Annotated in this window: 29 protein-coding genes; 9 read left to right on the top strand and 20 right to left on the bottom strand. The window is 62.8% G+C overall.

Going from position 1 to position 26,319, the window contains the following annotated elements:
- Positions 1-40: 40 nt before the first annotated feature.
- The 3 genes from YUO_RS0113700 to YUO_RS0113710 are packed head-to-tail and all read right to left on the bottom strand — an operon-like array spanning position 41 to position 3,292.
- Positions 41-1,051 (bottom strand): amino acid ABC transporter substrate-binding protein, encoded by a 1,011-nt coding sequence (locus YUO_RS0113700; RefSeq protein WP_028347775.1) that lies wholly within the window; start codon positions 1,049-1,051, stop codon positions 41-43.
- A gap of 10 nt (positions 1,052-1,061) precedes the next feature.
- Positions 1,062-2,411 (bottom strand): aspartate aminotransferase family protein, encoded by a 1,350-nt coding sequence (locus tag YUO_RS0113705; protein WP_028347776.1) that lies wholly within the window; start codon positions 2,409-2,411, stop codon positions 1,062-1,064.
- A 5-nt stretch (positions 2,412-2,416) separates the two neighbouring features.
- A complete protein-coding gene (locus tag YUO_RS0113710) occupies positions 2,417-3,292 on the bottom strand; it encodes a MurR/RpiR family transcriptional regulator (RefSeq protein ID WP_028347777.1) in 876 nt (291 codons plus the stop codon).
- Positions 3,293-3,422: 130 nt separating this feature from the next.
- Here YUO_RS0113710 and YUO_RS0113720 point away from each other — a divergent pair, with 130 nt between their 5' ends.
- Complete coding sequence (locus YUO_RS0113720) at positions 3,423-4,610, top strand: amino acid ABC transporter permease (RefSeq protein ID WP_028347778.1); 1,188 nt, start codon at positions 3,423-3,425, stop codon at positions 4,608-4,610.
- 4 nt (positions 4,611-4,614) lie between these two features.
- Positions 4,615-5,733 (top strand): amino acid ABC transporter permease, encoded by a 1,119-nt coding sequence (locus YUO_RS0113725; RefSeq protein ID WP_028347779.1) that lies wholly within the window; start codon positions 4,615-4,617, stop codon positions 5,731-5,733.
- 34 nt (positions 5,734-5,767) lie between these two features.
- On the opposite strand, the gene YUO_RS0113730 is transcribed toward YUO_RS0113725, so the two are convergent.
- The 11 genes from YUO_RS0113730 to YUO_RS0113780 form a co-directional block, all read right to left on the bottom strand.
- Positions 5,768-6,592 carry a phosphodiesterase gene (locus tag YUO_RS0113730; RefSeq protein ID WP_028347780.1) on the bottom strand — a complete coding sequence of 275 codons (825 nt, stop codon included), beginning with the start codon at positions 6,590-6,592 and terminating at the stop codon, positions 5,768-5,770.
- Between the two features lie 77 nt (positions 6,593-6,669).
- The gene (locus tag YUO_RS0113735; protein ID WP_028347781.1) at positions 6,670-7,947 is read right to left on the bottom strand and encodes an ABC transporter substrate-binding protein; all 1,278 of its coding nucleotides are present in this window, start codon (positions 7,945-7,947) and stop codon (positions 6,670-6,672) included.
- 30 nt (positions 7,948-7,977) lie between these two features.
- Positions 7,978-8,814, bottom strand: coding sequence for a carbohydrate ABC transporter permease (locus YUO_RS0113740; protein ID WP_028347782.1), 837 nt, complete (start codon positions 8,812-8,814; stop codon positions 7,978-7,980).
- Positions 8,811-9,725 (bottom strand): carbohydrate ABC transporter permease, encoded by a 915-nt coding sequence (locus YUO_RS0113745; protein WP_051379427.1) that lies wholly within the window; start codon positions 9,723-9,725, stop codon positions 8,811-8,813. The genes YUO_RS0113740 and YUO_RS0113745 overlap by 4 nt, the downstream gene beginning before the upstream one ends.
- Before the next feature lie 28 nt (positions 9,726-9,753).
- Positions 9,754-10,911 carry an ABC transporter ATP-binding protein gene (locus YUO_RS0113750; RefSeq protein ID WP_028347784.1) on the bottom strand — a complete coding sequence of 386 codons (1,158 nt, stop codon included), beginning with the start codon at positions 10,909-10,911 and terminating at the stop codon, positions 9,754-9,756.
- A gap of 147 nt (positions 10,912-11,058) precedes the next feature.
- Positions 11,059-11,421, bottom strand: coding sequence for a DUF1428 domain-containing protein (locus tag YUO_RS0113755; RefSeq protein WP_028347785.1), 363 nt, complete (start codon positions 11,419-11,421; stop codon positions 11,059-11,061).
- Between the two features lie 139 nt (positions 11,422-11,560).
- On the bottom strand, positions 11,561-12,298 hold the full coding sequence (locus tag YUO_RS0113760) for a DUF899 domain-containing protein (RefSeq protein WP_028347786.1): 738 nt from the start codon (positions 12,296-12,298) through the stop codon (positions 11,561-11,563).
- 16 nt (positions 12,299-12,314) lie between these two features.
- On the bottom strand, positions 12,315-12,656 hold the full coding sequence (locus YUO_RS0113765; protein WP_028347787.1) for an SRPBCC family protein: 342 nt from the start codon (positions 12,654-12,656) through the stop codon (positions 12,315-12,317).
- Complete coding sequence (locus YUO_RS40690; RefSeq protein WP_035726724.1) at positions 12,656-13,126, bottom strand: ArsR/SmtB family transcription factor; 471 nt, start codon at positions 13,124-13,126, stop codon at positions 12,656-12,658. The genes YUO_RS0113765 and YUO_RS40690 overlap by 1 nt, the downstream gene beginning before the upstream one ends.
- A gap of 146 nt (positions 13,127-13,272) precedes the next feature.
- Positions 13,273-13,530 carry a DUF3551 domain-containing protein gene (locus YUO_RS0113775; RefSeq protein ID WP_028347788.1) on the bottom strand — a complete coding sequence of 86 codons (258 nt, stop codon included), beginning with the start codon at positions 13,528-13,530 and terminating at the stop codon, positions 13,273-13,275.
- 82 nt (positions 13,531-13,612) lie between these two features.
- Positions 13,613-14,590 (bottom strand): Bug family tripartite tricarboxylate transporter substrate binding protein, encoded by a 978-nt coding sequence (locus YUO_RS0113780; protein ID WP_028347789.1) that lies wholly within the window; start codon positions 14,588-14,590, stop codon positions 13,613-13,615.
- A gap of 150 nt (positions 14,591-14,740) precedes the next feature.
- Here YUO_RS0113780 and YUO_RS0113785 point away from each other — a divergent pair, with 150 nt between their 5' ends.
- Both YUO_RS0113785 and YUO_RS0113790 read left to right on the top strand, forming a co-directional pair.
- On the top strand, positions 14,741-15,160 hold the full coding sequence (locus YUO_RS0113785) for a VOC family protein (RefSeq protein ID WP_028347790.1): 420 nt from the start codon (positions 14,741-14,743) through the stop codon (positions 15,158-15,160).
- 271 nt (positions 15,161-15,431) lie between these two features.
- A complete protein-coding gene (locus YUO_RS0113790) occupies positions 15,432-17,012 on the top strand; it encodes an AMP-binding protein (protein WP_028347791.1) in 1,581 nt (526 codons plus the stop codon).
- A gap of 58 nt (positions 17,013-17,070) precedes the next feature.
- On the opposite strand, the gene YUO_RS0113795 is transcribed toward YUO_RS0113790, so the two are convergent.
- Entirely contained in the window at positions 17,071-18,168 is a 1,098-nt protein-coding gene (locus YUO_RS0113795) for an HD-GYP domain-containing protein (protein WP_028347792.1), read from the bottom strand.
- Positions 18,169-18,418: 250 nt separating this feature from the next.
- Positions 18,419-19,231 (bottom strand): oxidoreductase, encoded by an 813-nt coding sequence (locus YUO_RS0113800; RefSeq protein ID WP_028347793.1) that lies wholly within the window; start codon positions 19,229-19,231, stop codon positions 18,419-18,421.
- Positions 19,232-19,320: 89 nt separating this feature from the next.
- Here YUO_RS0113800 and YUO_RS0113805 point away from each other — a divergent pair, with 89 nt between their 5' ends.
- The 4 genes from YUO_RS0113805 to YUO_RS0113820 all read left to right on the top strand — a co-directional run bounded on the left by YUO_RS0113805 (position 19,321) and on the right by YUO_RS0113820 (position 21,986).
- Positions 19,321-19,932: a TetR/AcrR family transcriptional regulator gene (locus YUO_RS0113805; RefSeq protein ID WP_028347794.1), complete on the top strand. Its 612-nt coding sequence runs from the start codon at positions 19,321-19,323 to the stop codon at positions 19,930-19,932.
- A 202-nt stretch (positions 19,933-20,134) separates the two neighbouring features.
- Complete coding sequence (locus YUO_RS0113810) at positions 20,135-20,923, top strand: alpha/beta fold hydrolase (RefSeq protein ID WP_028347795.1); 789 nt, start codon at positions 20,135-20,137, stop codon at positions 20,921-20,923.
- Positions 20,920-21,264 carry a hypothetical protein gene (locus tag YUO_RS0113815; RefSeq protein ID WP_028347796.1) on the top strand — a complete coding sequence of 115 codons (345 nt, stop codon included), beginning with the start codon at positions 20,920-20,922 and terminating at the stop codon, positions 21,262-21,264. The genes YUO_RS0113810 and YUO_RS0113815 overlap by 4 nt, the downstream gene beginning before the upstream one ends.
- Positions 21,265-21,314: 50 nt before the next feature.
- A complete protein-coding gene (locus tag YUO_RS0113820) occupies positions 21,315-21,986 on the top strand; it encodes a dienelactone hydrolase family protein (protein WP_028347797.1) in 672 nt (223 codons plus the stop codon).
- Between the two features lie 109 nt (positions 21,987-22,095).
- On the opposite strand, the gene YUO_RS0113825 is transcribed toward YUO_RS0113820, so the two are convergent.
- The 4 genes from YUO_RS0113825 to YUO_RS0113845 form a co-directional block, all read right to left on the bottom strand.
- The gene (locus tag YUO_RS0113825) at positions 22,096-23,103 is read right to left on the bottom strand and encodes a Bug family tripartite tricarboxylate transporter substrate binding protein (protein WP_083754582.1); all 1,008 of its coding nucleotides are present in this window, start codon (positions 23,101-23,103) and stop codon (positions 22,096-22,098) included.
- 284 nt (positions 23,104-23,387) lie between these two features.
- Positions 23,388-24,140 carry a polysaccharide biosynthesis/export family protein gene (locus YUO_RS0113835; protein WP_028347800.1) on the bottom strand — a complete coding sequence of 251 codons (753 nt, stop codon included), beginning with the start codon at positions 24,138-24,140 and terminating at the stop codon, positions 23,388-23,390.
- 141 nt (positions 24,141-24,281) lie between these two features.
- A complete protein-coding gene (msrA, locus tag YUO_RS0113840) occupies positions 24,282-24,938 on the bottom strand; it encodes a peptide-methionine (S)-S-oxide reductase MsrA (protein WP_028347801.1) in 657 nt (218 codons plus the stop codon).
- Between the two features lie 124 nt (positions 24,939-25,062).
- Positions 25,063-25,380 carry a hypothetical protein gene (locus YUO_RS0113845; protein ID WP_028347802.1) on the bottom strand — a complete coding sequence of 106 codons (318 nt, stop codon included), beginning with the start codon at positions 25,378-25,380 and terminating at the stop codon, positions 25,063-25,065.
- A gap of 371 nt (positions 25,381-25,751) precedes the next feature.
- Here YUO_RS0113845 and rpsT point away from each other — a divergent pair, with 371 nt between their 5' ends.
- Positions 25,752-26,018, top strand: a complete 267-nt coding sequence (gene rpsT, locus YUO_RS0113850; RefSeq protein ID WP_028347803.1) for a 30S ribosomal protein S20 — start codon at positions 25,752-25,754, stop codon at positions 26,016-26,018.
- Positions 26,019-26,319: the final 301 nt, after the last annotated feature.

The raw sequence follows: 26,319 nt of genomic DNA on the forward strand, positions 1-26,319 counted from the left end.
CGGCGCGACTTGTGTCAACCCGCCGCGCCGCAACATCTCACTACTTGAACGGCAGAGCGTACATCAGGCCGCCCTTGGCCCAGGTCGCGTTGAGGCCGCGATCGAGTTTTAGCGGACTCGCCTTGCCGACATTGCGCTCAAAGATCTCGCCGTAATTGCCGCTCGCCTTGATCGCCTGCAGCATCCATTTGTTGTCGAGGCCTAATCGCGAGCCGAGCTCGCCCGAAGTACCGAGCAGCCGCTGGATGGCCGGCACATTGGATTTTGCCATTTGTTCGGCGTTGGCTGCGGTGACACCAAGCTCTTCCGCGTCGATCAGGCCATAGTGCAGCCAGGCGATGATGTCGGTCCACGCATCGTCGCCGTTGCGGGTGAACGGCCCGAGCGGCTCCTTGCTGATAGTCTGCGGCAGCACGGTGTAATCGGCCGGATTGGAAGCCGCGGTGGTGATCGCGCCGGCAAGCGCAGACGCATCCTGGGTCATGGCATCGCAGCGCCCGCCAAAAAACGTCTGGTACATGGTATCGGTGCGGTCGAACACCAGCGGCTTCCATTCGATGCCGTTGGCGCGACCGTAATCGCCGAGCGTCACTTCATGGGTCGTGCCCTGCGCGACGCAGACGGTGGCCCCATTGAGGCTCTTGAGGTCCTTTACGCCGGCATCGGCCCTTACAACAAAACCCTGACCATCATAGAAATTGACCGGCCCCTGCCGCAGCCCCAGCGTCGCGCCGCGCAGATAGGTCTGCGTCGAATTGCGGTAGAGCACGTCGATCTCGCCCGACTGCAAAGCCGTGAAGCGGTTCTGCGCCGTGAGCGCGACATAGCGCACCTTGCTGGCGTCGCCGAGCACACCGGCGGCCAAGGCGCGGCAATAGTCGACGTCGAGCCCTTTGTAATTGCCCTGCGAATCCGGCGTGGAGAACCCGGCGAAGCCGATGCTGACGCCGCACACCAGCATGCCGCGCTGCTTGACCGTATCGAGCGTTGCGGCTTGCGCCATCAAGCCCGATATGGCGAGCACGCCTGTAGCGATGATGATTCTCTTCATTCTGCTCCTCCTAATGACCAACACTCTTCAAGGCCAAGTCGACGGCGTGACCCAGCCGGTCGACGATCATGTCGATGTCGTCGGATGTCGCGATATAGGGCGGCGCCAGCAGGACATGGTCGCCGCTGCGGCCATCCACCGTTCCGCCCGAGGGATAACAGGCAAGACCGCCTTCCAACGCGGCGGCCTTGATCCGCTGGTGGAGTTTGAGCGCGGGATCGAACGGCGCGCGGGTGGCGCGATCGGCGACGAGCTCAATGGCCTGGAACAGGCCTCGCCCCCTGATATCGCCAACATGACGGTGATTGCCGAAACGCTCGGTCAGGTGCCGTTCGAGCTGGCGGCCAAGATCCTTGACCCTGTCGAGCAGTTGCTCGTCATCGATCACCCGCTGCACTTCGAGCGCTGCAGCACAGGCGAGTGGATGCGCCAGATAGGTGTGGCCGTGCAGGAATGCGCCCGAGCCCTCCCGGATCGTATCGATGATGCGCCCGCCGGCGAGCATCGCACCGATCGGTTGATAGCCGCCGCCGAGGCCCTTGGCGATCGCCTGGATATCGGGCGCGATGCCCTCCTGCTCCCAGGCGTGGCGCGTGCCGGTGCGACCCATGCCGCACATCACCTCGTCCAGAATCAAGAGCGCGCCGTGCCGGTCGCAGATCTCGCGGACAGCGCGGAAATATCCCTCCGGCGCCGGCACGCATCCGGCGGTGGCGCCCACCACCGGCTCGGCGATGAATGCCGCCACCGTATCCGGACCAAGGCGCTGGAATTCGGCCTCCAGCTCGGCCGCCAGTCGCGTCACGAAATCCGCCTCAGATTCGCTGTCGCGTTTTTCGTGATAGGCGAACGCCGGCGTCACGTGGCTGAAGGCCGCCGACAGTAACGGCGCGTAGGGCTCGCGCCGCCAGGCGTTGCCGCCAGCGGCGAGCGCGCCCAGCGTATTGCCGTGATAGCTCTGGCGGCGCGCGATGAAGCGCTGGCGTTGCGGCTGGCCGCTTTCGACAAAATATTGCCGCGCCAGCTTGATGCTGGCCTCGATCGCTTCCGACCCGCCGCTGACGAGATAGGCATAGGCCAGACCGCCGGGCTCGTCGCCAACGAGCGCCTCAGCCAACGCTTCGGCGGGCTCCGACGAGAAGAACCCGGTATGGGCAAAGGCCAGCTTCGACGCCTGCCGCGTTATGGCCTCGAGCACGCGAGGGTGCTGGTGACCGAGGCAGGAGACGGCCGCGCCGCCGGAAGCATCCAGAATCCGTCTGCTATCCTCGGCGATCAGCCAGACGCCATCGCCGCCGATGGCCTTCGGCGGCGTTTCACGCAGGCTTCGGTGCAGCAACCGGCTTTTGCTGGCTCCCATGACGATCAACCTTTCTCCGCGACATATTGCGACAGCGCGGCCAACCGGCCTTCAGTCTCTTCGAGGCGCCGCTTGGCGCCGGTGCCGCCCAGCACGAAGGTCACGGCGGCCAGCGACTGTGCGATGGCAATGGCGCCGGTCAGGCTCGGGAAGAATCCGGGCGACGCGGCGGCCTCATAGAGCAACAGATGGTCGGCCCCCTCCGCCATCGGCGCCGTAATCGTATCGGCAATCGCAACCAGCGTGGCGCCGGAATCATGAGCCGCCCGCGCCGACAAAACGCTTGCCCTCGAATAGGGCGCAAACCCGATAACGACGACGGCGTCGCCCCTATGGAACGCGCCGAGATCGAGATCTTCGGGCCCCGAGCCGCCGACCAGATGCACCGCGTCCGGCCGGAACAGACGGAGCTGATAATTGAGCAATTCCGCAACGCTGCGGCAGCTCCGAAAGCCGGCAATCCAGATACGCCGCGCGGCGTGCAGAGCCTTGGCGGCATTGGCCACCGAGCCGGCCGAAATGCGCGCAAGACCTGCCGCCTCGGCTTCCAGCTTGTCGGAGACCAGCGATATCTCGGCGTCGGGCCCTTTCCGGCCGCCTTTGGCGCGACCCGAAAACGGCGAAGATTGCGCGGGCCGGCGAGCCTCGGTCAGCGCGGCGCGCAATTCGTCCCATCCGGAATAGCCAAGCGCTTTTGCAAGCCGGGTGAAAGCGGCGGGATCGGCGCCGGCCTCGGCGGCAAGATCACGCATCGAGCGCGTGGTGGCGTCATAGTCATTGGCGGCAACGAACCGGCCGACTTGCTGCAGCCGCATCGGCAACGATGGCAGCGCACTGCACAAATCGTTCAGCGGCGAGGATTTCGGCCGGGACTGCGCCATGAAACATATGTTGCATAGGATTCGTTTTGGTGCAACATTTGAAATGCACCTCTCGGACGCATGGCCGAAGATCGCTGCTGCAAGATCGCTGCTGCAAGACATCGTTGCTTAAGTCGAGGATCCTTGTGCTGTGACAACATCCACGCCCGAACTCCCTCGCCGCCGGCGGATGCACCTCCGCCTGAATCGCCAGCAGATCAACGGCCTCATCTGGCAGATCGTGGTGGTCGCCATTGCGGTCGCGATCTTTGGCTGGCTCTGGTCCAACGCCCTGCACAATTTGTCGGTACGCCGGATTTCGACCGGCTTCGCCTTTCTCGGCCGCGAGGCCGGAATGCCGATCGCGGATAGCTGGCTTGCCTACAGCCCTAGGGATCCTTACGCCCGCGCCTTCATCGTCGGCATCGTCAATACGCTCCGCGTCGCGGTCATCGGCATCGTGCTCGCGACCGTACTTGGCACGCTGATCGGCATCGCGCGGCTGTCGTCGAACTGGCTGTTGTCGCGACTGGCTGCGGTCTACGTCGAAGTGCTCCGCGACGTTCCGCTGCTGCTGCAGTTGTTGTTCTGGTACGTGCTGATGCAGGGACTTCCGGCGGCCCGCGCGGCCTGGAAGCCGATCGAGGGCGTCTTTCTGTCGAACAGAGGCCTGGTGTTGCCACTGATTCCGATCGAGGAAGCAAATCTGTGGGTCATCGCTGCGGCCGCTGCCGGCCTGGGCGCGCTGTATCTATTGCGGCAGCAGTTAGTGGCGCGGCAAATGGCGGACGGCAAGGCGCGTCCACTCTGGCCCTATGCGCTAGCCCTTCTCGTAGGCCTGCCGGCGCTGGCGTCGTTCGGTCTCGGCGCGTCATGGACCATCACGTTGCCCGAACTGCGCGGCTTCAATTTTGTCGGCGGACTGACGCTCGCACCGGAATATTTTGCGCTGCTGATCGCGCTCGTCACCTACACCTCGGCCTTCATCGCCGAAATCGTACGCAGCGGCATTCAGGCTGTTCCAAGGGGCCAATGGGACGCCGCCAACGCGCTCGGCCTGCGCCGTAGCTTTGTGCTTCAGCGCATCGTGCTGCCGCAGGCGCTCCGCGTCATCATTCCGCCGATGACCAGCCAGTATCTGAACTTGACCAAGAATTCCTCGCTTGCGGTTGCGGTCGGATACCAGGACGTGGTGTCGATCGCGAATACCACGCTGAACCAGACCGGACAGGCGATCGAAGCCATCGCGCTCATCATGGCCGTGTTCCTCACCATCAGCCTTGGCATCAGCCTGTTCATGAACTGGTACAATGCGCGCATCGCGCTGGTGGAGCGCTGATGCCATGACGTCGATCACGGACGCTCCGCAAAGTCCGCTTCCCTTCGACGCGCGACCCCGCAGGACTCCGGCCGGCCGCGCCATCCGGTGGCTGCGCACGAATCTGTTCGCCTCGGTCACGTCGAGCATCATCTCCGTGGTCCTGATCGCGCTGCTCGCCAAGGCGTTCGTCAGCCTGGTGCAGTGGGGCTACTGGAATGCGATCTGGATCGTTTCCGGCAACCAGACCGGTCCCTGCCGATCGATCCGCGGGCTCGGCGCCTGCTGGGCTGTGATCCCTGAAAAGTATCGCTTCATCCTGTTCGGCACTTACCCCTTTAATGAGCAGTGGCGGCCGGCGCTGGTGTGCCTCATCTTCATTACGCTGTTCTGGGTGTCGAGCCGGCGCAATTGGTGGCGCAAGGAATTGGTATTGGTGTGGGCGGCGGCGCTGATCCTGATCGGCGTCTTGATGTGGGGCGGCGTCTTCGGGCTGTCCTACGTTTCACAGGATCGCTGGGGCGGGCTGCCGGTGACGCTGATACTGGCGACGTTCGGACTGGCCTTCGGCTTCCCGCTCGGGATAGTGGTGGCGCTGGGCCGCCGTTCAAAATTGCCCGCGATCCGGTCGCTCTGCGTGCTGTATGTCGAGTTGATCCGCGGCGTTCCTCTGATCAGCCTGTTGTTCATGGCGAGCGTGATGTTTCCGCTGTTCCTGCCCGACGGCGTCAACATCGACAAACTGCTTCGGGCGCAGATCGCGTTCATACTGTACGCTGGCGCCTATCTTGCCGAAGTCATCCGCGGCGGCCTCCAGGCCATTCCGAGAGGACAGCACGATGCCGCCGACGCGCTCGGGCTCACCTATTGGAAGAAGAACGGCCTGATCATCCTGCCGCAAGCGATTCGCCATGTGATCCCGCCACTGGTGAACACGTTCATCGCCTTCTTCAAGGACACCAGCCTGGTGCTGATCATCGGTATCTTCGACCTGCTGACGACGGCGAAGACCTCCATCATCGATCCCGCCTGGCAACAGTTCAGCGTCGAAGTCTACGTGTTCGTCGGGGTGATCTATTTCGTGTTCTGCTTTGCGATGTCGCGCTACAGCCGGCAGTTGGAGGCGCAGTCCCGGCCGGGCTGACGGCCGATCGCGGCATGCCTGGCGTTGTCAGGCGTTATCGGTCGGTCCATTCAATTGCGGCGCGGTCCTGCAACGAAAACAGCGGTCCATCGTAGAGGAACGAGCATTGGTGAATCACCACCTGCCCGGCGCTGACGGCCACGTGCGAATAGTCAGGCAGCTCGTGCGACCCGGGAATGTGATCCGCCGTATCGAGGTCGAACGCCACCTGATGGGATAGCGCGCGCTGGATGTGGAAGGGGATGCCGCGCCACATGCCCGAGATCGGCCGGTGCAGATGGCCCATGAATAGATAGTCCGGCTTTCGCGTGCGTGCGATCACGTCCCATTCGGCCTCGGGATTGGCGAGCTTGATGTCGTCCATGTAGCGCAGCCCGGTGTCGAACGGCGGATGGTGCTGAAACAGCAGAAGCGGGCGATCGGCTGGTGCCGAGCCGAGCGCGTGTTCGAGGAAAGCGAGCCGCGCCTCGCACAGCAATCCGGCATGGTCAGGCGCGGCCTCGTTCAGCGTGTCGAGCGTGACGACCGTCGCAGCATCGAACGAATGAATGGACTGCACAAAGCCGGATTCATCACGCGGCACGCCGGGGAAGAAATGGCCAAACGGACCGCGCTTATCGTGGTTGCCCATCAAGAGGATGGTCGGCGCCTTCAGCCGCGCCAGGACCGAGGCGAGATTTTCGTAAGCGGCGTCCTCACCCCAATGGGCAAGGTCACCGGTCACGATCACAAAGGAAATATCCGGATGATCGCGATTGATCCGCTCGACCGCCGCGCCAAGCCGCTCGGTGGGATCCAGGCCGTAGAGCCTACGGCCACGGGCGACGAAATGAGTGTCGGTGAGGATGACGAATTTCATCGAACCATGGTCTCCCTGTTAGCGACCGCCGCGGCGTGGCGTGGTAGCCGCAGCGGCTCCTGGTAAGGCGGTTGTCGTCAACGCACCGAACCTACCGTCTTCTTCGGCAGCAGCTTCTGCACGTCGCTCGTCATGTCGGCGAGCACGGCTTCCGGCTCCTTGGTGCGTGCACCCGTCACGATGGAGTTGAGGTGATCCTTGATCACGTCGGTGATCTTGAGACCGTTGTCGCCGGGGAACGCGTACCATTTGGTCAGCAGCGCGAGCTGGCTGACCGCAGTGTAGTTATTCGGATTCTTGACGTAGAAATCCTTCAGGTGGACGTCGTTGGCGACCTTGTTCGGCGGCATGTAGCCGGTGGTCTCCGCCATGATCGCAGCGCCCTTCGGGCCGGTCCAGAACTTCACGACCTCCCAGGCCGCGTCACGTTTGGCCTTGTCCTTGGCCAGAATCATCACGACATTCCCGCCGGCCGGCAACCGGCCGTTCGGCGACACCACGTCCGGGAAGGTGTGGGTCTTCAGTTCGAACTTGCCGCCGATCATCTGCGTGGTCTTGTTGAGGTCGGAGGTCGAGGTAACGTGAATGCCGGTCTTGCCGGCAGCAAAGGTCGCGCGCATCGCCGGCTGGTCGAGATTGGGCATGCCGGCTTCACTGACAAGGCGCGCCAGCGTCCTGATCGCGAACTGACCTTCCGGCCCGTTGAACGCCACTTTGTTTTCCTCGGCGTTCAACATGGTGCCGCCGCGCGAAAACACCGGTGCCTGCCACAACCAGTTGCCGGTGATGTCCCAGGCATAGGTGATACCGTTGATATCAGGGCCCAGCGCCTTGATCTTCTTGGCGAGATCGATCAGCCCGTCCCAGGTCTTCGGCAGATTGGCCGGGTCAGCGCCGGCCTTCTTCGCCAGATCGAGATTGACGTAGACGATCGGCAGCGAAATCGCGAACGGCAGCGCATAGACCTTGCCGCTCGCCGTGCCGATATCGAACATCGCCTGATGGAAGCCCTGCTTGTCGAAATCCTTCTCGGCCGCGATATAGCCATCGAGTTCGGCCGGAATGTTCTTGTCCACCAGCACGCGGATGCGGTTGAGGCCCTGGAAGCTCACGTCGGGCATCTGGTTGGTCACCGCCTCGCGCAGCACTTTCTGGGTACCTTCCTCGTAGGAATCATAGGGCGCACGCAGCGTGACCTTGATGTCCGGCCGCACCTTGGCAAACTCCTCGATGATGCGCTTGTGCGTGCCTTCGAACAATTCGGCATAGGGGTATTGAACGACGACTTCGGTCTGCGCATGCGCGAGGCCGGCGGCGAGCGAAAAGGCGGCTGCGGCAATCCATGTTCTGAACATTGTCGTCTCCTGAGGTTTGAAAAAACTCGGTTACTTGATGCCGGTGAGCGTGATGCCTTCGATGAAGCGTCGCTGGGCGAACAGGAAGGCGATGACGAGCGGGGCGATGATGACCATCGCTGCCGCCATCAGAGGGCCGTAATTGGTTCCGGCCTCATTGTTGCGGAAGTGCGCGACCGCAAGCGGCGGCGTCTGCAAATGCTCGCTGTTCAGCACGATCAGCGGCCAGAAATAGTCGTTCCAGTGCGCGACTACCGAGAAGATGCCGAACGCGGTCACCGCCGGAATCGCGGTCGGAAGCATCACGCGCCAGACGATGCCGAACTCGGAAATCCCGTCCATTCGCGCGGCGTCGATCAGGTCGTCGGGCACAGTCTTGAAAAACTGGCGCATCAGGAAAATGCCGAACACCGAGATGGTGAACGGCAGCACCAGCGCCGCATAAGTATCGAGAACACCCAGTTTATGCAGCAGTAGGAAGACCGGGATCGCGGTCGCCTGCGGCGGAATAAGGATGCAGAACACGACGAGCGCAAACAGCACGTCACGGCCGAGAAAGCGCAATTTGGCGAGGGCGTAGGCGGCAGGCAGGGCAACCAGCACCTGAAGACCGAAGATCGAGGCCGTGACGATCAAACCGTTGAGCAGATAGCGCCATAGATCGGCCTTGACGAAGGCGATCAGGAGATTATCCCACAGCGCGAACTGGTAGGGGATCAGGTGCAGATCGGATGAAAAAATCTCGGTTTGAGGTTTTGACGCGGTCGACACCATCCAGATGAACGGCGTCAACATCACCCCCGCTCCCGCAAGCAGCACGATGTGCCGGATCGCAGACCACAGAAGCATGCGGGCCCGCGGCGTCATGCGTAGTGCACTTCCCGGTTGCCGAGCGCCGATTTGAGCAGGGTGAGCAGCAGCACGAAGGCCAGGAACACGACGGTAACGGCCGCACCGTAACCGGAGCGGAAGAACTCGAATCCTTCGGTATACATCGTGTAGATCAGCACTTCCGACGATTTCGAAGGGCCGCCCTTGGTCAAGACCTGAACGGTGTCGAACACCTGGAACGAGCGGATGGCCGAGATCGCCACCACGAACAGGGTGACCGGCCCGAGCATCGGCCACGTCACCAGGCGGAAACGCGACCACGCGCCTTCGGCGCCGTCGATCTCGGCCGCGTCGTAGAGATGCTTCGGGATCGAGACGAGGCCGGCGAGAAACAGCACCATGTTAAAGCCAGTGGCCTGCCAGATACCGATCACGCACAGCGAATAAAGCGCGGTGCCGCGATCCTGGAGCCAGCTATGGCCCTGCACGCCGGCGGCGCGCAAAAGTCCATTCACCAGGCCGAACTGCGGGTGCAGCATGAATTCCCAGACGATCGCCATCGCAATCAACGTCGCCATGACAGGAAGGAAGTAGACGGTGCGATACCAGCTCTTGAGCCCGGCGCCGCTCTGGATCAGGAGCGCAACGCCGAGCCCGAGCGCCACCGCGCCGGGCACAACGATCGCGACATAGGTCAGCGTGTTCTTCAGTGAAATCCAGAACACCCGATCGGCGAACATCTCCCGGTAATTCGAGAGGCCGATCCAGGAGAACGCCGGCGCGCCAAGCTGATAGTCGGTAAACGAGAGCGCGATCACTCCGGCGAGCGGGCCGATCAGCATCAGCAGCATCAGCACGAAGGCCGGCGCGGCCAGCGCGTAGGCTGCCTGCGATCGCCCTGTCCAGCCGAAACTGGCCAACACCCACGCAGGGTCGCGTGGCGCCATCGCCACTCCCTGCAGCGCGGTGGCAGCGTCAGACAACGGCCATCCCCCGCGGCCGCTCGACGCGCGACGGGACCGAAGTCACGATGCGCTTACCATCAGCGTCGAAGGCGCGAACCGCCTCCGGCGCAAAGCCGTAGCCGACTGTGGCTCCGATCGCGGGCAACTGGCCGGGGTCGTTGACGCGCGCCACCACCGGCGCGTCCGTGCCCGCGCTGCCGATATGGACGAAGGCTTCCGATCCCAGATTTTCCAGATGCACGACGGTGCCGGAAAGCAGTCCGTGCGAAGCCAGCTCGATCCGCTCCGGCCTGACGCAGATGCGGCACTCTCCTTCCGGCGCCAGTGTTGCCGCATGGAGAACATGTCCGAGCATCTCCAGCCGGCCATCGCTGCGGATACGACCGGGAAATGCGTTTATCTTCGGCGTGCCGACGAATTCGGCGACGCGGATATCGCAGGGGTCCTCATAGACGGCGGCGGGCGTGCCGACCTGAATGAGCTCGCCGCCGATCATGACGGCAATCCGGCCCGACATGGTCATGGCTTCGGCCTGGTCATGGGTGACATAGATGAAGGTCGTCTTGAGCTGACGGTGCAACTGGGCAATCTCGGCGCGCATGTGCACGCGAAGCTTGGCGTCGAGATTGGATAGCGGCTCGTCGAACAGAAACGCGCGCGGTTGACGCACGATGGCGCGGCCGACGGCAACGCGCTGGCGCTGGCCGCCGGACAATTGCCCGGGCTTGCGCTTCAGCAGCGGCGAAATTTCGAGCTGCTCGGCCACCCTTTCGACATCGTCGCGAATGACGCGTTCGGCGCGGCGGCGACCAGGCATCAGCCGGCCCACGAACGGCGCCCGCTCCAGCGCAGACAGGCGCTTCATCCGCAGCGGGACGGCGATATTGTCAAACACGCTGAGGTGCGGATAAAGCGCGTAGGACTGGAACACCATTGCCAGATTGCGCGCGCTTGGCCTGATGCCGTCGGCACCGGCACCATCAATCCGAACTTCGCCGGAAGACTGCGGTTCGAGACCGGCGATGACGCGCAGAAGCGTGGATTTGCCGCACCCCGACGGACCGACGAGGGAGATGAACTCCCCGTCGTGAATCGTGAGATCGACGCCTTTCAGAACCTCGGCGCCGTCAAAAGCCTTGCGAAGCGCCCGAATCTCGATCTCGGCCATTTCAATCCGGTATCCGTGGCTGCGGTACCGGATGTCCTAAAGGGCTTGTTTGACAGTTATATCACAATGCAACGAACCGCCGGGCTTGGCCCCCAGCTTTCCACCGGCCGCCCCCGGAACATGGCTGATGCACAGGCGGAGCTCCGCCTACACCTTCACCAGGCTCTCGAATCCACCATAGATCATCCGCTTGCCGTCGAACGGCGGCTTCGACTTCGGATCCATCATTTCGCTAAGCCGCGGGTCCGCCATCACCTTGGCGTTGATCTTGTCGCGCTGGGCGCGCGACTTGTAGGTGATCCAGGCGAACACGACGGTCTCGCCCGGCTTGAGCTTCACGGCGCGCGGAAACGACGTGACCTTGCCGACCTTGACGTCCTCAGCGACCCATTCGCGATAATCCAGTGCGCCGTATTCGCGCCAGATCTTGCCGGCTTTTTTCGACAGGCGGGAGTAGGCCTCGAGGTTTTTCTTCGGCACGGCGACGATGAAGCCATCGACGTAAGGCATGCGGATTGTTCTCCGTTGTTTTTTTAAGAGCAAGGTGCCCCCGTCATTCCGGGGCGATGCGAAGCATCGAACCCGGAATCTCGAGATTCCGGGTCTGGTGCTGACGCACCATCCCGGAATGACGAGAGCAACCGCTCACTCAACTATGACAACAAGATGCCTGAACTGACGCCGGCTGGTATTGGTCACGTAGCCGCACCCAGTCCATTGGATAGGGCAGGCCTTGTTCGTGACGCCCGAGCGGGGTCAGATCGAGATAGTGGTAGGCGGCGTTCATCATGTCGAGGCCGCGCGAGAAGCAGGAATAGGTGTGGAAGACGTTCCCGCCCTCGTCGCGGTAGAACACGCTGATGCCCGGCGCCTCTTCGCCGCCGAAGGGAGTGGTGCCGAAATTGTAGAGCGTGGCGCCTGACTTGAGCTGCTCGGGCGTGAACGAGACACCGTAATCGTAGTTGAACTCATTTGCACCCGACGACAGCCAATCGAAGGTCCAGCCCATCCGCTGCTTGAATGCGGTAAGCTTTTGCAGCGGCGCGCGCGAGATCGCGACCATCGTGGTGTCGCGGGCGGCCAGATGCGGGATCATGCGCTCGAACCCGTCTGCCCAGAACGAGCAGCTCTTGCAGGCCTCGCTCCAGTCGGGCGCGAACATCACATGCTGCACCACGAGCTGGCTCCGCCCCTTGAACAGGTCGCCGAGCGAGACCTTTCCGCCGGGCCCATCGAATACGTAGTTCTTTTCGACCCTGACCCAGGGCAGCGCGCGCCGTTCTTCGTTCAGACGCTCGCGCGCTCGGGTGTATTCCTTCTCACGCGCAAGGTGCGCCTTGCGGGCGGCGATCCATTCTTCGCGGGAGACGACGGGATGCGGCTGCATGATGGGCTCCTCTTGTTCAGGCCAGGTAGACTTCAAGCTTGCCGAGGAATTCGGTCCAGCCGCGCTGGTGATTGTCGCGCGCTTTCTCGTCGACGAACTGCGCGTGGTTGAAGACGAGCAGCGAACCGCTTCCTTCCGGCCTGATCGAAATGGTCACCAGCGATTCGCGCTCCGGCGTCGAATGCCATGCCCAGCTAAACACCAAGCGCTCGTTCGGAACGACCTCGCGATAGACGCCGCCGACCTCGTTGTAATCGCCATTGGCGCGGAAGCTGATGCGGTAGCGCCCGCCGACGCGCAAATCGATGTCGGCCCTGACCGAGCCCTCCTCGACGGAGGTCGGCCCGAACCATTGCACTAGCTTTTGCGGGTCGGCCCACGCGGCGTAGACTTTTTCGGGCGCCGCGCTGAACCGGCGCGTGAGCGTGAGACTGGGACGCGCGGCGAGTTCGGCGTCGCGGGCAGTATCGTGCTTGGCAAGACTTGACTGGGTGGCCATGGGTCTTCCTCCACAAAAGCGGCAAGGCGGTCGAGCGCGTCGGACCAGAAGCGCCGGTAGCGGTTGAGCCAGTCCATCGCCTGCTCCATCGGCTCGGCGGTCAACCGGCACGCGACCGTGCGGCCGGTCTTTTCGCGCGCGATCAGGCCGGCATCGGACAGTACATCGAGATGCTTGATGATCGCGGGCAGCGACATCGAAAATGGCTTCGCCAGCTCGCTGACCGACAGGCTGTCTCGATCGCCAAGCCGCGCCAGCAGCGCGCGCCGGGTTGGGTCGGACAGCGCGGCAAAGGTGCGGTCCAGAACGTCTTCCTGATACTTAACCATGTGGTTTAGTATAGATGCAAACAAAACGCCGTCAAGCCGGCGTGTGCATCACGAAGTCGGGAGTGGCGGAGAGGCACCGATGGCCGGATCGTTCAGCGCGAACAGCGCTCTCGTCCGGCCATCATGCGAAAGGGTTGCGAGATGGGTCAATAGTCCCGGTAGATGCGAACCCGCCGCTGCTGTTGCCCAAAGGCGAAGCGCGGATTGACGTTGCAGTAGAGCCCGCGACCCGACGCCGATGCCATGCACTGACCATAGCTGCTGTAGGAGCAGTCGCCAGGAATGCCGATGGTCCGACCCTGGAGGCAATAGGGATAGTCATACGCCGCCGCGGGTGAACTGCCCGCGACGGTGGCAACTGTCGCCACCGTCAGCGCCAATGTCGCTAGTATTGCACTGCGCATCTTCGATCTCCTTCACATGACGCAAGGCCGCGTCGCCTTTGCCATAAAACACCGCGGCTGCGCCTCTGTTCCGTGACGTAGATCACTGCACTTTTTCAACCTTGGCTTCCTCGATCACCTTCTTCCACTTTTCGGTTTCGGCCACGATCATCTTGCCGAATACCTCCGGCGGTCCGATCAGCGGCTCGCCGCCAAGCTCGGTCAGGCGGGCCTTGATCGCCGGCTCGGCGAGGATCTCGTTGATCTCCTTGTTCAGCTTGGCGATGACTTCCTTCGGCGTGTTCTTCGGTGCACCGACGCCGAACAGCGCGCTCGCCTCATAGCCGGGGATAGTGTCGGCAAGCACCGGCACATCAGGCAACAGCGGCGACTTTGTCGTGCTGGTGACGGCTAGCGCCCGCACCGAGCCGGCGCGGACATGCTGGAGGATGGAAGGCATATTGTCGAAGATCAGTTGGACCTGGCCGCCGAGCAGATCGGTGATCGCGGGCGCGGCACCGCGATAGGGCACGTGCTGCATCTTGGCGCCGGACATTGCCATGAACATTTCGCCCGACAGATGCACGGACGTGCCGTTGCCGGACGAGGCCAGGTTCACTTTGCCGGGATTGGCCTTCACATAGGCGATGAACTCGGCGGCCGTCTTGGCCGGCACGTCCTTGTTGACCGTCATCACGTTCGGCACGCGATTGAACGCCGCGATCGGCGCAAGATCGCGGACCACGTTGAACTTCAAATTGGCGTAGAGCGTGGCATTGATGTAGTTCGCGGGATTGACCAGCAGCAATGTATAGCCGTCCGGCTCGGCGTTGATGACGGATTCGGTCGCGATATTGTTGCCGGCGCCGGGCTTGTTCTCGATCACGAATTGCTGGCCGAGCCGTTCGGAAAGCCGCTGCCCGATCAGCCGCGCGATGATGTCGGTCGCGCCGCCCGGCGGATATCCGACGACCCATTTCACCGGCCGGGTCGGATAATCCGCCGCCGAAACGCTGCCGATCGAAGCGGCAGTGGAAAGGCCGATGACGGCCAGGCAAATCGCGGTACGGCGTGAAATCATAAAACTTCTCCTTGGAGGCCGGGGTTCAGGCCCGGTCCGTTTCTATTGAGGCGCGGTTCCATTGAACCGAACGCGGCGCGCGTTGTAACAAACAAACCCGGGTGCGGCCAGTGGGGCGCAGCGTCTGCGACCGCGACGAAAGGATAAGGCATGTCTGTCAAGGTTAACGCTCTCGACCATCTCGTCATCAATGTGTCGGACGTCGCGCGTTCCGCCGAGTGGTATCGGAAGATCCTCGGCATGGAGGTCAAGGTGTTCGATCCGGGTCCGGGCAAAACGCCACGGACCTCGCTGGTGTTTGGTAACCAGAAGATCAACGTGCGGCCGCGCGACGCCGACAAGGTCGAGTGGTTCACGGCCGATCACGAAACCGCCGGCAGCGACGATCTGTGTTTCCTGACGTCGAGCACGCCGGACGAAGTCGTGGCGCACCTGAAGGCCAACGGCGTCGCGATCGAGGAAGGCCCGGTCGCAAAGCAAGGCGCCCGCGGCACGCTGCGCTCGGTCTATTGCCGGGATCCGGACGGGAGCTTGATCGAGATTTCGTCGTATGAAGGGGATGAGGGTTAGGGCGCTCCGACCGATCCCCGTCATTGCGAAGCGAAGCAATCCATCGCGCGGCATAACGGATGGATGGATTGCTTCCGCCTTCGTGCTACGGCGCTTCGGCGGACCCAAACCCGGCGTAGCTTGCGCAGCAAGCGTAGACGGGTCGTCGCTGCGCTCCTCGCAATGACGGGGGAGAGACCTGCAGAATCCCGATTTGCGCCCTGCGCCGTCCGATGGCAGAACTGCTTCCAAGCAAAAACCAAGGCGGCCGTAGAGCCGCGCGGGAGGAATCATGCCACTTTCGCAGGCCGCACCAGGTATTGTCGGACCGTTCGCAGGGCTCGACGTACCGTGGCTGCTGCGCATGCGCGCCGAAAGCCGCCGCAACCATCCATTCCTGATCTGGGCGCCGTTCGAGGGGCCGGCGCGGAGTTGGTCTTACGGGGAATTCCACGAGCGCGTCGGCGCGCTTTCCGCTGGCCTCGCCAAGCGCGGCGTCAAGCCCGGCGAATATGTCCTGATCCATCTCGACAATTGCATCGAGGCCATGCTGGCCTGGTTCGCCTGCGTCGAGCTCGGCGCGATCGCCGTTACCACCAACACCCGTTCGGCGGCAGCCGAGATGGAATATTTCGCCGGTCATTGCGGCGCGGTCGCCGCCATCACCCAGCCGGCCTATGCCGAGCTGATCTCGGCCAATTGCCGCGGCCTGCGCTGGATCGCCGTGATCTCGCACGATGCTGGCAGTACGCCGGCGCAAGTTGCGCCGCGCGGCGACAGTTTTGAGCAGCTCTTCGCCGACAGCGCCGACCGGCCACGCCGCGCCACCGATCCGTTCGCGCCGTGCAGCGTTCAATATACCTCCGGCACCACGTCGCGGCCAAAGGCGGTGCTGTGGACGCATGCCAACGCATTGTGGGGCGCTAAGATCAACGCCGCGCATGAGGACCTGCATGCTGGCGACGTGCACCAGACCTATCTGCCGCTGTTTCACACCAACGCGCTGGCCTATTCGATGCTGGCATCGCTGTGGGTCGGCGCGACCTGCGTGATCCAGCCGCGGTTTTCGGCGAGCCGCTTCTGGGGCGTGGCGCTCGAGCACAACTGCACCTGGACCTCGACGATTCCTTTCTGCATGAAGGCGTTGCTGGAACACGAGATCCCGAAGAACCACAAGTTCCGGCTCTGGGGTACCGCGGTATCCGAGCCGCCGCCGTTTGCCGCCTTCGGCGTCAAGACGATCGGCTGGTGGGGCATGACGGAGACCATCACCCATGGCATCGTCGGCGAAGTCGACCAGCCCAATACGCCGATGTCGATCGGCCGCGCGGCGCCGGAATACCAGATCCGCACCGTCGAGGACGACGGCACGCCGACACAGGTCGGCGGCACCGGCAATCTCCTGATCAAAGGCATTCCCGGCTTGTCGCTGTTTTCAGAGTATCTCCACAACGAAAAAGCCACGCGCGAGAGTTTCGACGAGCACGGCTATTTCATCACCGGCGACCGCGTCACGCTGCTCGAGAACGGTTTCATCCGGTTCGGCGACCGCACCAAGGACATGCTGAAGGTCGGCGGCGAGAACGTCGCGGCCTCCGAGATCGAACAGGTGATCGCTGTCGTGCCCGGCGTGCGCGAGGCCGCGGTGGTGGCAAAGAAGCACCCGATGCTGGATGAAGTGCCCGTTGTCTTCATCATTCCGCAAGCCGGCGTCGCGGGCGCACCTCGCGATCTGCACGACACCGTGATGGCCGCCTGCAGAACCGCGCTCGCCGACTTCAAGGTCCCGCGCGAAATTCACTTCGTCGACGACATGCCGCGCTCGACGCTGGAGAAGGTGGCAAAGGCGGAATTGCGGAAAATGCTGGGGTGAGGTGATGATGTCATTTTGGGATGGTGCGTGAGCACTAGACCCGGAATGACGTGGAGAATCAATAATACCCGAACGCCACCGGGCGGAAGGCGTGCAGCAGATGCTGGTCGAGCTTGTCGCCCATTTCTTCCATCATGCCGTAGGCCCGGGCGTGGGTGAACTGCAGCCGGTAAGCGCGCTTCTCGACGAGGGCCGCGTAGATGTCCACGATCGTGATCAGCCTCACGATGTCGCTGATCTCCTTGCCGCTCAGTCCGTCGGGATAGCCCGTGCCGTCGAGGAATTCGTGGTGGTGCAGCACCACGTCGAGCATTTCCGGCGGGAAGCCGCCTTGCGCGGACAGCGCGTCGTAGCCGCGGCGCGGATGCTGGCGCATCTCTTCCATCTCTTCCAGCGTCAACGGGCCCGGCTTGTCCAGGATCGCCACCGGAATGAACGCTTTGCCGACATCGTGTAGCAGGGCGGCGCGGGCGAGACGGCGCTGGTCGTCGTCGCGCATGCCGAGATGCTGCGCATAGGCCACCGCAAAGCCGGTAACGAAGAGACAATGGCGATAGCTGCCGGTGTGGTGGCAGCCGACCGCCGTCAACCATTCCCGCAAGGACGAATGCTTGATCGCCTTGAGAATCTTGTTCTCGGCCTCGACGATGTCGCTGAACTTTAGGGGGATGCCGGCTGGAAGCTTTTCGAAGATCTTGACCATCACGGCATGCGCCGCCTCGACGCCCCTGTTGAGGGCCTTGCCGCGATTGGTCTCGTCATATCCGTCGCTGTCGGGAAACGCGGCGCGGATCCGCTGCAGGATGCCTTGTGCATCGAACGGCCGCGCGATCGTGTCGGTGGCGCCGAGCGCCCAGGCCTGCATCGATCCGTGGTGTAGCGAATCCGCCAGCACGAACAGCCGCGGCATCTCGCGATAGGCCTCGGCCCGCAGCTTGGTGCGCACCAGTTGCACGCTCTCGGCGGAGCGCAGGTTGATGTCGACCACGATGCCCGCCAAATCCCGTTCCGGGCTGTCGGGAATGTCGGAAGTCGCGATGGTGTCGACCTGACCGACGGACCGCAAAATGCTGGCGAGTTCGCTGCTCTGATCGCTCCGATCCGAAGCGAGCAACAGCCGGCGCCTAGTCGAAGTCTTGTTGGTTGCGGATGTCATGAAACCCCAGACCCCTAGCGATGATGACTTGCAACCGAGGCTAGCGGATAAGGGGTTCCCCGAGGCTTAAGAGGCGTCGTGAATATAGGCTAATGTGGACGCTAAAATTTTAGCGATCTGGTTCGCGATGCGCCGCACCGCGACGTCATCATCCGCGAAAAGCGGATGTGTTGCGGAGCATTGGCTTGCGATTGCCCACGTCGGCGCGCGTAAGCCGCGCCGTTGGGTCTGGAGATGGCGCGTGAAGCGACTATACCGGCAGCCCCATTTGCTTACGAAGGCTCTTGTCGAACATGCTCTCAGGAACAAAGCGGCGCAGCACGCTCACCCGGCCAGCCATCTTACCGCACGTGTATCGGTGACGAGGCGATGCTGCAGTCGCGGCCTCAACCACTCTCGTGGCGACGACTTCGGGCCTATCCGCCGCCTTCATCACTTCCTGCAGAACCGCGACCGCGCGTGTTCGCGCCGAGCGGTATGCATCCAGTGTCTGATCCGGAAGCACCATGTTCTGTTCGAAGGAAGTGCTGGTATACGCCGGCTCCAGCAAGCAAACGCGGATGCCGAAGCTCCGCACCTCGTGGTCGAGAGATTCCGAGTAACCTTCGAGAGCATGCTTTGTGGAGGCGTAGAGCGCCGAGAACGGCGCCGGTATCAGGCCAAGCACCGAACTTATATTGATGATCCTTCCACCCTGCCGAGCTCGCATGTGCGGCAGCACCGCATTGCTCATGCGCATGACTCCGAACAGGTTTACGTCGAACAGGGCCTGGGCTTGACCGATTGACGATTCCTCGGCTCCGCCCATCAGGCCGGTCCCGGCGTTATTGACCAGAACGTCGATCCTGCCCGTCGTATCGAGCACCTTGTCGACGGCAAGCTTCACTGAACCGTCATTGGTCACGTCGCAGGCGACCATCGTAATGCCGTTGGGGCCGCTTGCGGCCATCCGTCGGCTGGTGCCGAACACGCGAAATCCGGCCTCGCGCAAGGCCTTTGCTGAAGCCAACCCAATGCCCGTGGAAGCCCCGGTCACAATCGCCACTTTACCGTCTTGCCGCATGAGGACCTCCGTCGACGCATTGAACGACAGCTTAGATTAAGGCATAAATATCACATGATGATCGTAATTCAATAGGTGTTCGGACCGCGATGCGCTACGCCAAGCGACAAAAAGAGATCTCGCACGAGCGAATCGTGAAGGCTGCAGCGAAAAGGTTCAGACGGAACGGCATTGCCGCCGCCGGAATGACCGGGATCATGGCGGAGGCAGGACTGACTAACGGCGGGTTCTACTCGCACTTCCGCTCGAAGAGTGACCTGGTCAGAGAAGGCCTTGAGCGAGCGCTCGCCGACCAACTACAAAGCCTGGCCGAACCCGACCCCAAGCCGGGCGCATTGGCTCACCTGATCCGTTCTTATTTGTCTCAGCATCATCGTGACCGTCCCGGCACGGGGTGTGCCTCCGCGGCGCTACTGCCCGAAATTGCCCGCCAGCCCCTCTCCGTCCGGAAGGCTTACACCGCTCGGTTACGCACGCTTATCGAGCAGATGGCGCGACGGTTGCCGCAGGAGAACTCCATCCCCGAAGCCCAGGGTACAGCGATCGCGATCCTTGCCGTCTTCATCGGCACGCTTCAGCTTTCGCGCGCCGTCGATGACCCGGAGTTGTCAGACGCCATGCTTGCTGCGGGCATTCGTGCGGCAACTGCGCTTGCCGGCTTGGCCGACGGCTCGGCCGAACATGAAGGCGTACAAGGATGAAATATTAAAGCGGTAGAGATCGCGAGCCGATGCGCGCCGCTGCTTTGCTCATCGTTCGCTGGAGTAATTCGGGCTGTCGTCAACAAGCGGTCATGGCCTTGTCAATGCGCTGATAGGCTCCTCGCTTTCCGCATTTCCCATTCGCGATCAGATCGCGCTAGGATGCCGCCGACTGTTGCATGGGAACTCCTAGGGAGCCGCAATGCCGACGATCGATCGCGACGGGGTCCGCATCTATTACGAGGTTCACGGCTCCGGCCCACCGTTGCTCTTGACCCACGGCTATTCATCGACCAGTAGGATGTGGCAGGGCCAGATCGCGGCCTTGTCGAAGCATCACAAGCTCGTGTTGTGGGACATGCGCGGCCACGGCCAATCCGATTATCCCAGTGATCCGGCAGCCTATAGCGAAGCGCTGACGGTTGCCGACATGGCGGCGCTGCTTGACGCCGTCGGCACCGAGAACGCGATCGTCGGCGGGCTCTCGCTGGGCGGCTACATGTCGCTGGCGTTCTACCGCGCTCATCCAAACCGCGTCCGCGCGCTGCTGATCATTGATACCGGCCCAGGATTCAAAAAGGACGAGGCGCGCGAGGTCTGGAACAAGCGCGCGTACGATACCGGCGAGCGCTTCGAGCGCGAGGGCCTGAAGGTTTTGAAATCGGCCAGCCGCGAACGCTCCAGCGTCACCCATCGCGATGCCTCGGGACTGGCGCGCGCCGCGCGCGGCATGCTGACCCAGCGCGATGCCCGCGTGATCGAATCGCTACCCGATATCAAAGTGCCGTCGCTGATCGTGGTCGGCGCCGACGACACCCCGTTCCTCGCCGCTTCCGACTACATGGCGGCCAAGATTCCGGGTGCGCAGAAGGTGGTGATCTCAGCTGCCGGCCATGCCGTCAACATCGACCAGCCGCAGGCCTTCATCGATGCCGTGCTGCCGTTCCTCGACAGCCTCGATGCCAATGCACCACGGAAGGCCGCGTCATGAAGGCAGCCGCGGTGGCCCTCGCCCTTATCGCAAGCAGCTTCACGCAAGCTGCCGCGCAGCACTTGCCGCCGATCGGCGGCCCCTACCCGCCACCGTTCACCGAGACGCTGTCGAACAACGTCCCGCTGGCGTTCGGCATGGAGGCCGATGAAGCCGCACGCGCGCTCGGCGTCCCGCTCAACTACATCAGGGGCCGTCCGGGCGATGAAATCTTTCTCGCGTTCCGCAACGTCGGCGGCAGCGGGCTGTTCTACAAGAAGGACCGGCTCTATCTGCAATTTCGCAAGGGCAGGTTGGCCGGCTGGAAGGGCGACTGGGGTCACAATTGGATGTGGCAGTAGCCGACCCCAGAACATCGATCTCGTGCAACTCAAACGCAAATGGATGATCCGTGGGACAAGATATCGAACTGACGGCTTCGGACGGTTTCAAACTGGGCGGCTATCGCGCCGATCCCGCAGGTCGGCCGGAAGCGGCCATCGTGGTGATCCAGGAGATTTTTGGCGTCAACCACCACATCCGCTCGGTGTGCGACCGATTGGCGGGCGAAGGCTATGTCGCGATTGCGCCGTCGATTTTCGATCGCACGCAACCGAACTTCCAATGCGGCTATTCGCCTGACGAGATTGCAAACGCACGAAAGTTCATCGCCAATCCGGATTGGGCCGCGATGCTGCGCGATACCCAGGCCGCGATCGACGCCGTGAAGGATGTCGGCCCGGTCGGCATCATTGGCTTCTGCCTCGGCGGCAGCGTCGCCTATGCGGCAGCGACCAAGCTGTCGGGCTTGTCTGCCGCGGTCGGCTATTACGGCGGCGCCGTCGTCCGCTTTGCCGACGACAAGCCGCAAGTGCCGACGCAATTGCATTTCGGCGAAAAGGATGCGGGCATTCCGCTAACCGACGTCGAAACCATCAAGGCCAAGCGGCCGGAGGTCGAAGTCCATCTCTATCCCGGCGCGCAGCATGGCTTTCACTGCGACGAACGCGCCAGCTACGACAAGGCCAGCGCCGATATCGCCTGGCCGCGCAGTCTGGCGTTCTTTGAGAAGCATTTGAAGTGACGCCCCGAAGGGCGTCATTCCGGGGCGATGCGTAGCATCGAACCCGGAATCTCGAGATTCCGGGTCTGGTCCTTCGGACCATCCCGGAATGACGGAGAGAGCTCCCGCCTCACTCGCCCTTGACGCCGGTAGCCTTCACGACATCGGCCCATTTCGCGTGGTCGCGGCGCAGGACTTTCTCGAACGTTTCCGCCGATCCGCCCACCGGCACGAGGCTGAGCGTCTCGATCCCGGCGACGCCCTCGGGCGAAGCGATGATGCGGGCGAGTTCGTCGGAAAGCTTCTTCACGATCTCCTTGGGCGTTGCGGCGGGCACGAACACGCCAAGCCAGCCTTCGATTTCAAACCCGGGATAACCGAGTTCGCCCATCGTCGGCACGTCGGGCAACGCGGTCCTGCGCTTTTCGCCGCCAACTGCCAACGCCCTGAGCTTGCCCGCCTTGATTTGCGCGCTGGCCGTGGTCAGGTCCTGGAACGCCGAAGTAACCGTGTTGGCGAGCAAGTCGTTCGTGAGAGGCGCCGAGCCGCGATAGGGGACATGGGTCATGTCGATATTGGCGGTCTTCTTGAGCAATTCGCCGTAGAGGTGAGACGTCGTGGCGTTGCCGAAGGTGCCGTAAGGCTTGCCGGGGTTCGCCTTGGCATATTCGATCAGTTCCTTGACGGACTTGATCGGCTGCTGCTCGGGGACCACCAGAACGATGGTCGACAAGGCGATCTGGGTAACGGGCGCGAGATCCTTGAAGACATCGTACGGCAGCTTCGTAACGAGGCTCGGCGCCTGAATGATCTGCGTGATGCCGACCAGCACGGTGTAACCGTCGGGCTGTGCCTTGGCCACGTAGTCGTTGCCGACCACGCCGCCGCCGCCCGACTTGTTCTCCACGAGGACGGTCTGCTTCCACGACTCCTGCAATTTGTTGGCGAGCAAGCGGGCCAAGACGTCGGTGGCGCCGCCCGCAGGATAGGGCACCACGAAGGTGATGCGCCGGCTCGGATAGGGATCCGCCGCCGATGCTTGATGCGAAGAGGCGCACAAAGCTGTCAGGGCGATGGACGCGAGCAACGCTACAGCAGTCGCTGCGCGCACCACGCGGACCGGCAAATGATGGTTCATAGTCAACTCCGGATTGCGGGCACTCTACCGACAAGCCGGGGCGCCTCGATTGAACGGCGGCTTTCTACATCGCTGCAGCGCAAGATGGAACATGGTTTCGAGCGCATTCAGCGCATAGCGCCAATTCATCGCACCGAAGCGGCCCGAAGTGATGCGGAACGCAGCGTTCGCGCTCACGCCCAACGGATGGTGAATTTTCTTGGTCAAATGCGAGGCATTTGCCTGACACAAATGCTCAGGAAACAAGCGCGGTCGAGATGATAGCTCGATGATGGCTTGGCGCTCTAGAACCAGCGCTCGCTGACCAGCACGGTGTCGCCGGGGCCGATCGGGCTGCCGGGCGGGACCACGAAGCGCGACGTGCCGGACGCATCGGTGTGGGTGACCGTGACGCTGTCGCGGCGGGCGCGCGGCGAAAAGCCGCCGGCGATCGCCACCGCGCTCTCGACCGTCATGTTCGGGACGTAGGGATATTGCCCGGGTGCTGCGACCTCGCCGAGGATGAAGAACGGCCGATAGGCTTCGATCTCAACGGCAACCGATGGTTCCCTGATAAAGCCAGCGCGCAGTTTCGCTGAAATCTCCGCCGCCAGTCCCGCCGTGGTGCGGCCGCGCGCCCGCACCGAACCGATCAGCGGCATCGTGATCGCGCCGCCGGCGTCGATCGCGTAGGTGTTGGTCAGGCCCTCCTGGCCATAGACGACGACGCGCAGCTTGTCGCCGGCATCGAGATGATAGGCCGCGTCGTATCGCATGGGCGCGGGTTCGGCATAGGCGGCAGGCGCGGCAACAACGGCGGGTGCCGGTGCCGTTCGTGGCGCCGCAGCAAAGGCGGCGCGGAGCGCGCCAATGGCGCCGCCACCGGAATCGACCGAGGCCGTCCGCGGCGGCGGACTGTTGGGCTGACCATAGGCCATCTGGTCGAGATCGCCCTGCGGCGCGACCGCAACCGGCCCGGTCGTGCGCATGCAGCCCGACAGCGCGAGCGCGGTGATGATCGCAGTGATCGGTATTCGAAACGCGCGTACAACCCGCACCGGAGCCCATCCCTCAAAGCGAGACAGCTCTAGTCTTGCATCGGGTATGGTTAATAAACGGTTTTTTGGAAGGTCGAGTGCGACGACGGCACTCAAAGCTCCCTCTCCCCGTTCACGGGGAGAGGGAGAGAGAAGCAAGCATCAAGCGCTCACGCCGACGCCGATCGGGCAGGACACGCCAGTGCCGCCTAGCCCGCAATAGCCCGCTGGGTTCTTGGCGAGATATTGCTGATGATAGTCCTCGGCGAAATAGAATTCGCCCGCCGCCGCAATCTCGGTGGTGATGGCGCCAAGGCCCTTCGCCGCCAGCGCCTTCTGGTACATAGCCTTCGACGCGTCGGCGGTTTGACGCTGCGCGTCCCCAAACGTGTAGATCGCCGAGCGATACTGGGTACCGACATCGTTGCCCTGGCGCATGCCCTGCGTCGGGTTGTGATTTTCCCAGAACGTCTTCAGGAGCTGCTCGTAGGCGATCTTCTTCGGATCGAACACGACCAGCACCACTTCGGTGTGACCGGTGCGGCCCGAGCAAACCTCTTCATAGGTCGGATTGGGCGTATGCCCGCCGGCATAACCGACGGCGGTCGCATGGATGCCGTCGCCGAGCTCCCAGAACTTGCGCTCTGCGCCCCAGAAGCAGCCTAATCCAAAAACCGCCTGTTCGAGGCCGGCGGGATAGGGCGGCTGAAGCTTGCGGCCGTTGACGAAGTGCGTGGTTGCGGTCGGTATCGGGGTGGCACGGCCCGGCAGCGCTTCGGCTGCGCTCGGCAACACGGTGGTCTTGCGCATGAACAACATGGAGCACCTCCAGGCGGGACATCGGCGGACGTGACGACGGCATCGTCCGGTCGGACTTCTATATATGTCTTTACGCCTGTTACCGCAGCCCTGTTACCTGGCCCGAGGCGGGCGGCCGGCCAGGTTAGTCCCGCGAATAGCCGATCAACGGCTTGCGGGGCCGAAACAGGATCATGAGCAGAATGCCGACCACGCCCAGGACGGCGAAAACCGGCTGGTCCAGCAGGACCTTCATGACACTGTCCCAGAGCCAGGGTGCGTTAGCCTCGATCCAGGTCCGGAACGCAAGCTGGCTGGACTGATGGACATCGTTCCAGAACTGGCCGAACCGGGTAAACCGCAGGGTCTGGTCGGCAACAAAACGGGCCCCGTCATAGACCATGAAGATGAATCCGCCGGCCAGAAGGAGCAGGCCGATAAGCCGGAAAAAACCGCGGATCATGCGTCACCTTATATCTGTCGCCCCCAAAAGGCCGTCAGCCAATACCGGGGGCACCCCGGAAATTCAACCTCGTCAGCACCTTACGCGCCCCGTTCCGCCGCTTTTCCAGCCTTTCGGGAGGCCGGAAAGCGTTGACGGTGCAGGATGCGCCCTCTATAAGACCCCCAATGGCGGCGGGCGCAATCCCGCCGCCGCTGTTCTTTGAGCAGCGCCGCTTGCGGGAGCATTTTGGCTTCCGTCCATGGCATCCTCAAGAACGGCTTAGGTTACGAACACCCTGGAAAATACAACCAGCGATCACGCGATTTGAACGGCCGGCGCGCTCAAGGGCCGACCACCCGAGCGATGACAGCCGAAGGATAGTTGAGAACATGGCCAATACGACTTCCGCCAAAAAGGCGACCCGCAAGATTGCCCGCCGCACCATCGTCAACAAGTCGCGTCGCACCCAGATGCGCGGCGCGGTCCGGACCGTCGAGGAAGCGATCAAGAGCGGCGACCGCAATGCGGCGCTGGAAGCGATGAAGCGCGCGGAGCCGGAACTGATGCAGGCGGCGCAGCGCAACATCATTCACAAGAACAATGCGAGCCGGAAGGTGTCGCGCCTGACGCATGCGATCGCCAAGCTCGCGAAGTGAGCTGACAGAAGTAAGTATTCGTCAAAAGCCCGGCGTCGCCGGGCTTTTTCTTTTTCTGCCATACCGGCGCATGAGCACGAGCCCGAAATTCATTTTCGTCACGGACGTGCACCCTGTTGGATTTCGGACACACACCAAAGGCTGCGCGCCGGATCGACCGTGACAATTCGATTGTCTCGTTGCTGAGCGCCGGCTTGCGTGTCATATTTCGGGCACCCGTAGTTTTACGAGGTGCAACTTATTGCACCAGCGTTGTCGTGCGCATTTGCGAGAAGTGCGATCGCGGCGGCTGACCTGATCA

Origin of the sequence: Bradyrhizobium murdochi, from assembly GCF_000472965.1 — a bacterium.
In the GTDB taxonomy this organism is placed as follows: Bacteria; Pseudomonadota; Alphaproteobacteria; order Rhizobiales; family Xanthobacteraceae; genus Bradyrhizobium; species Bradyrhizobium murdochi.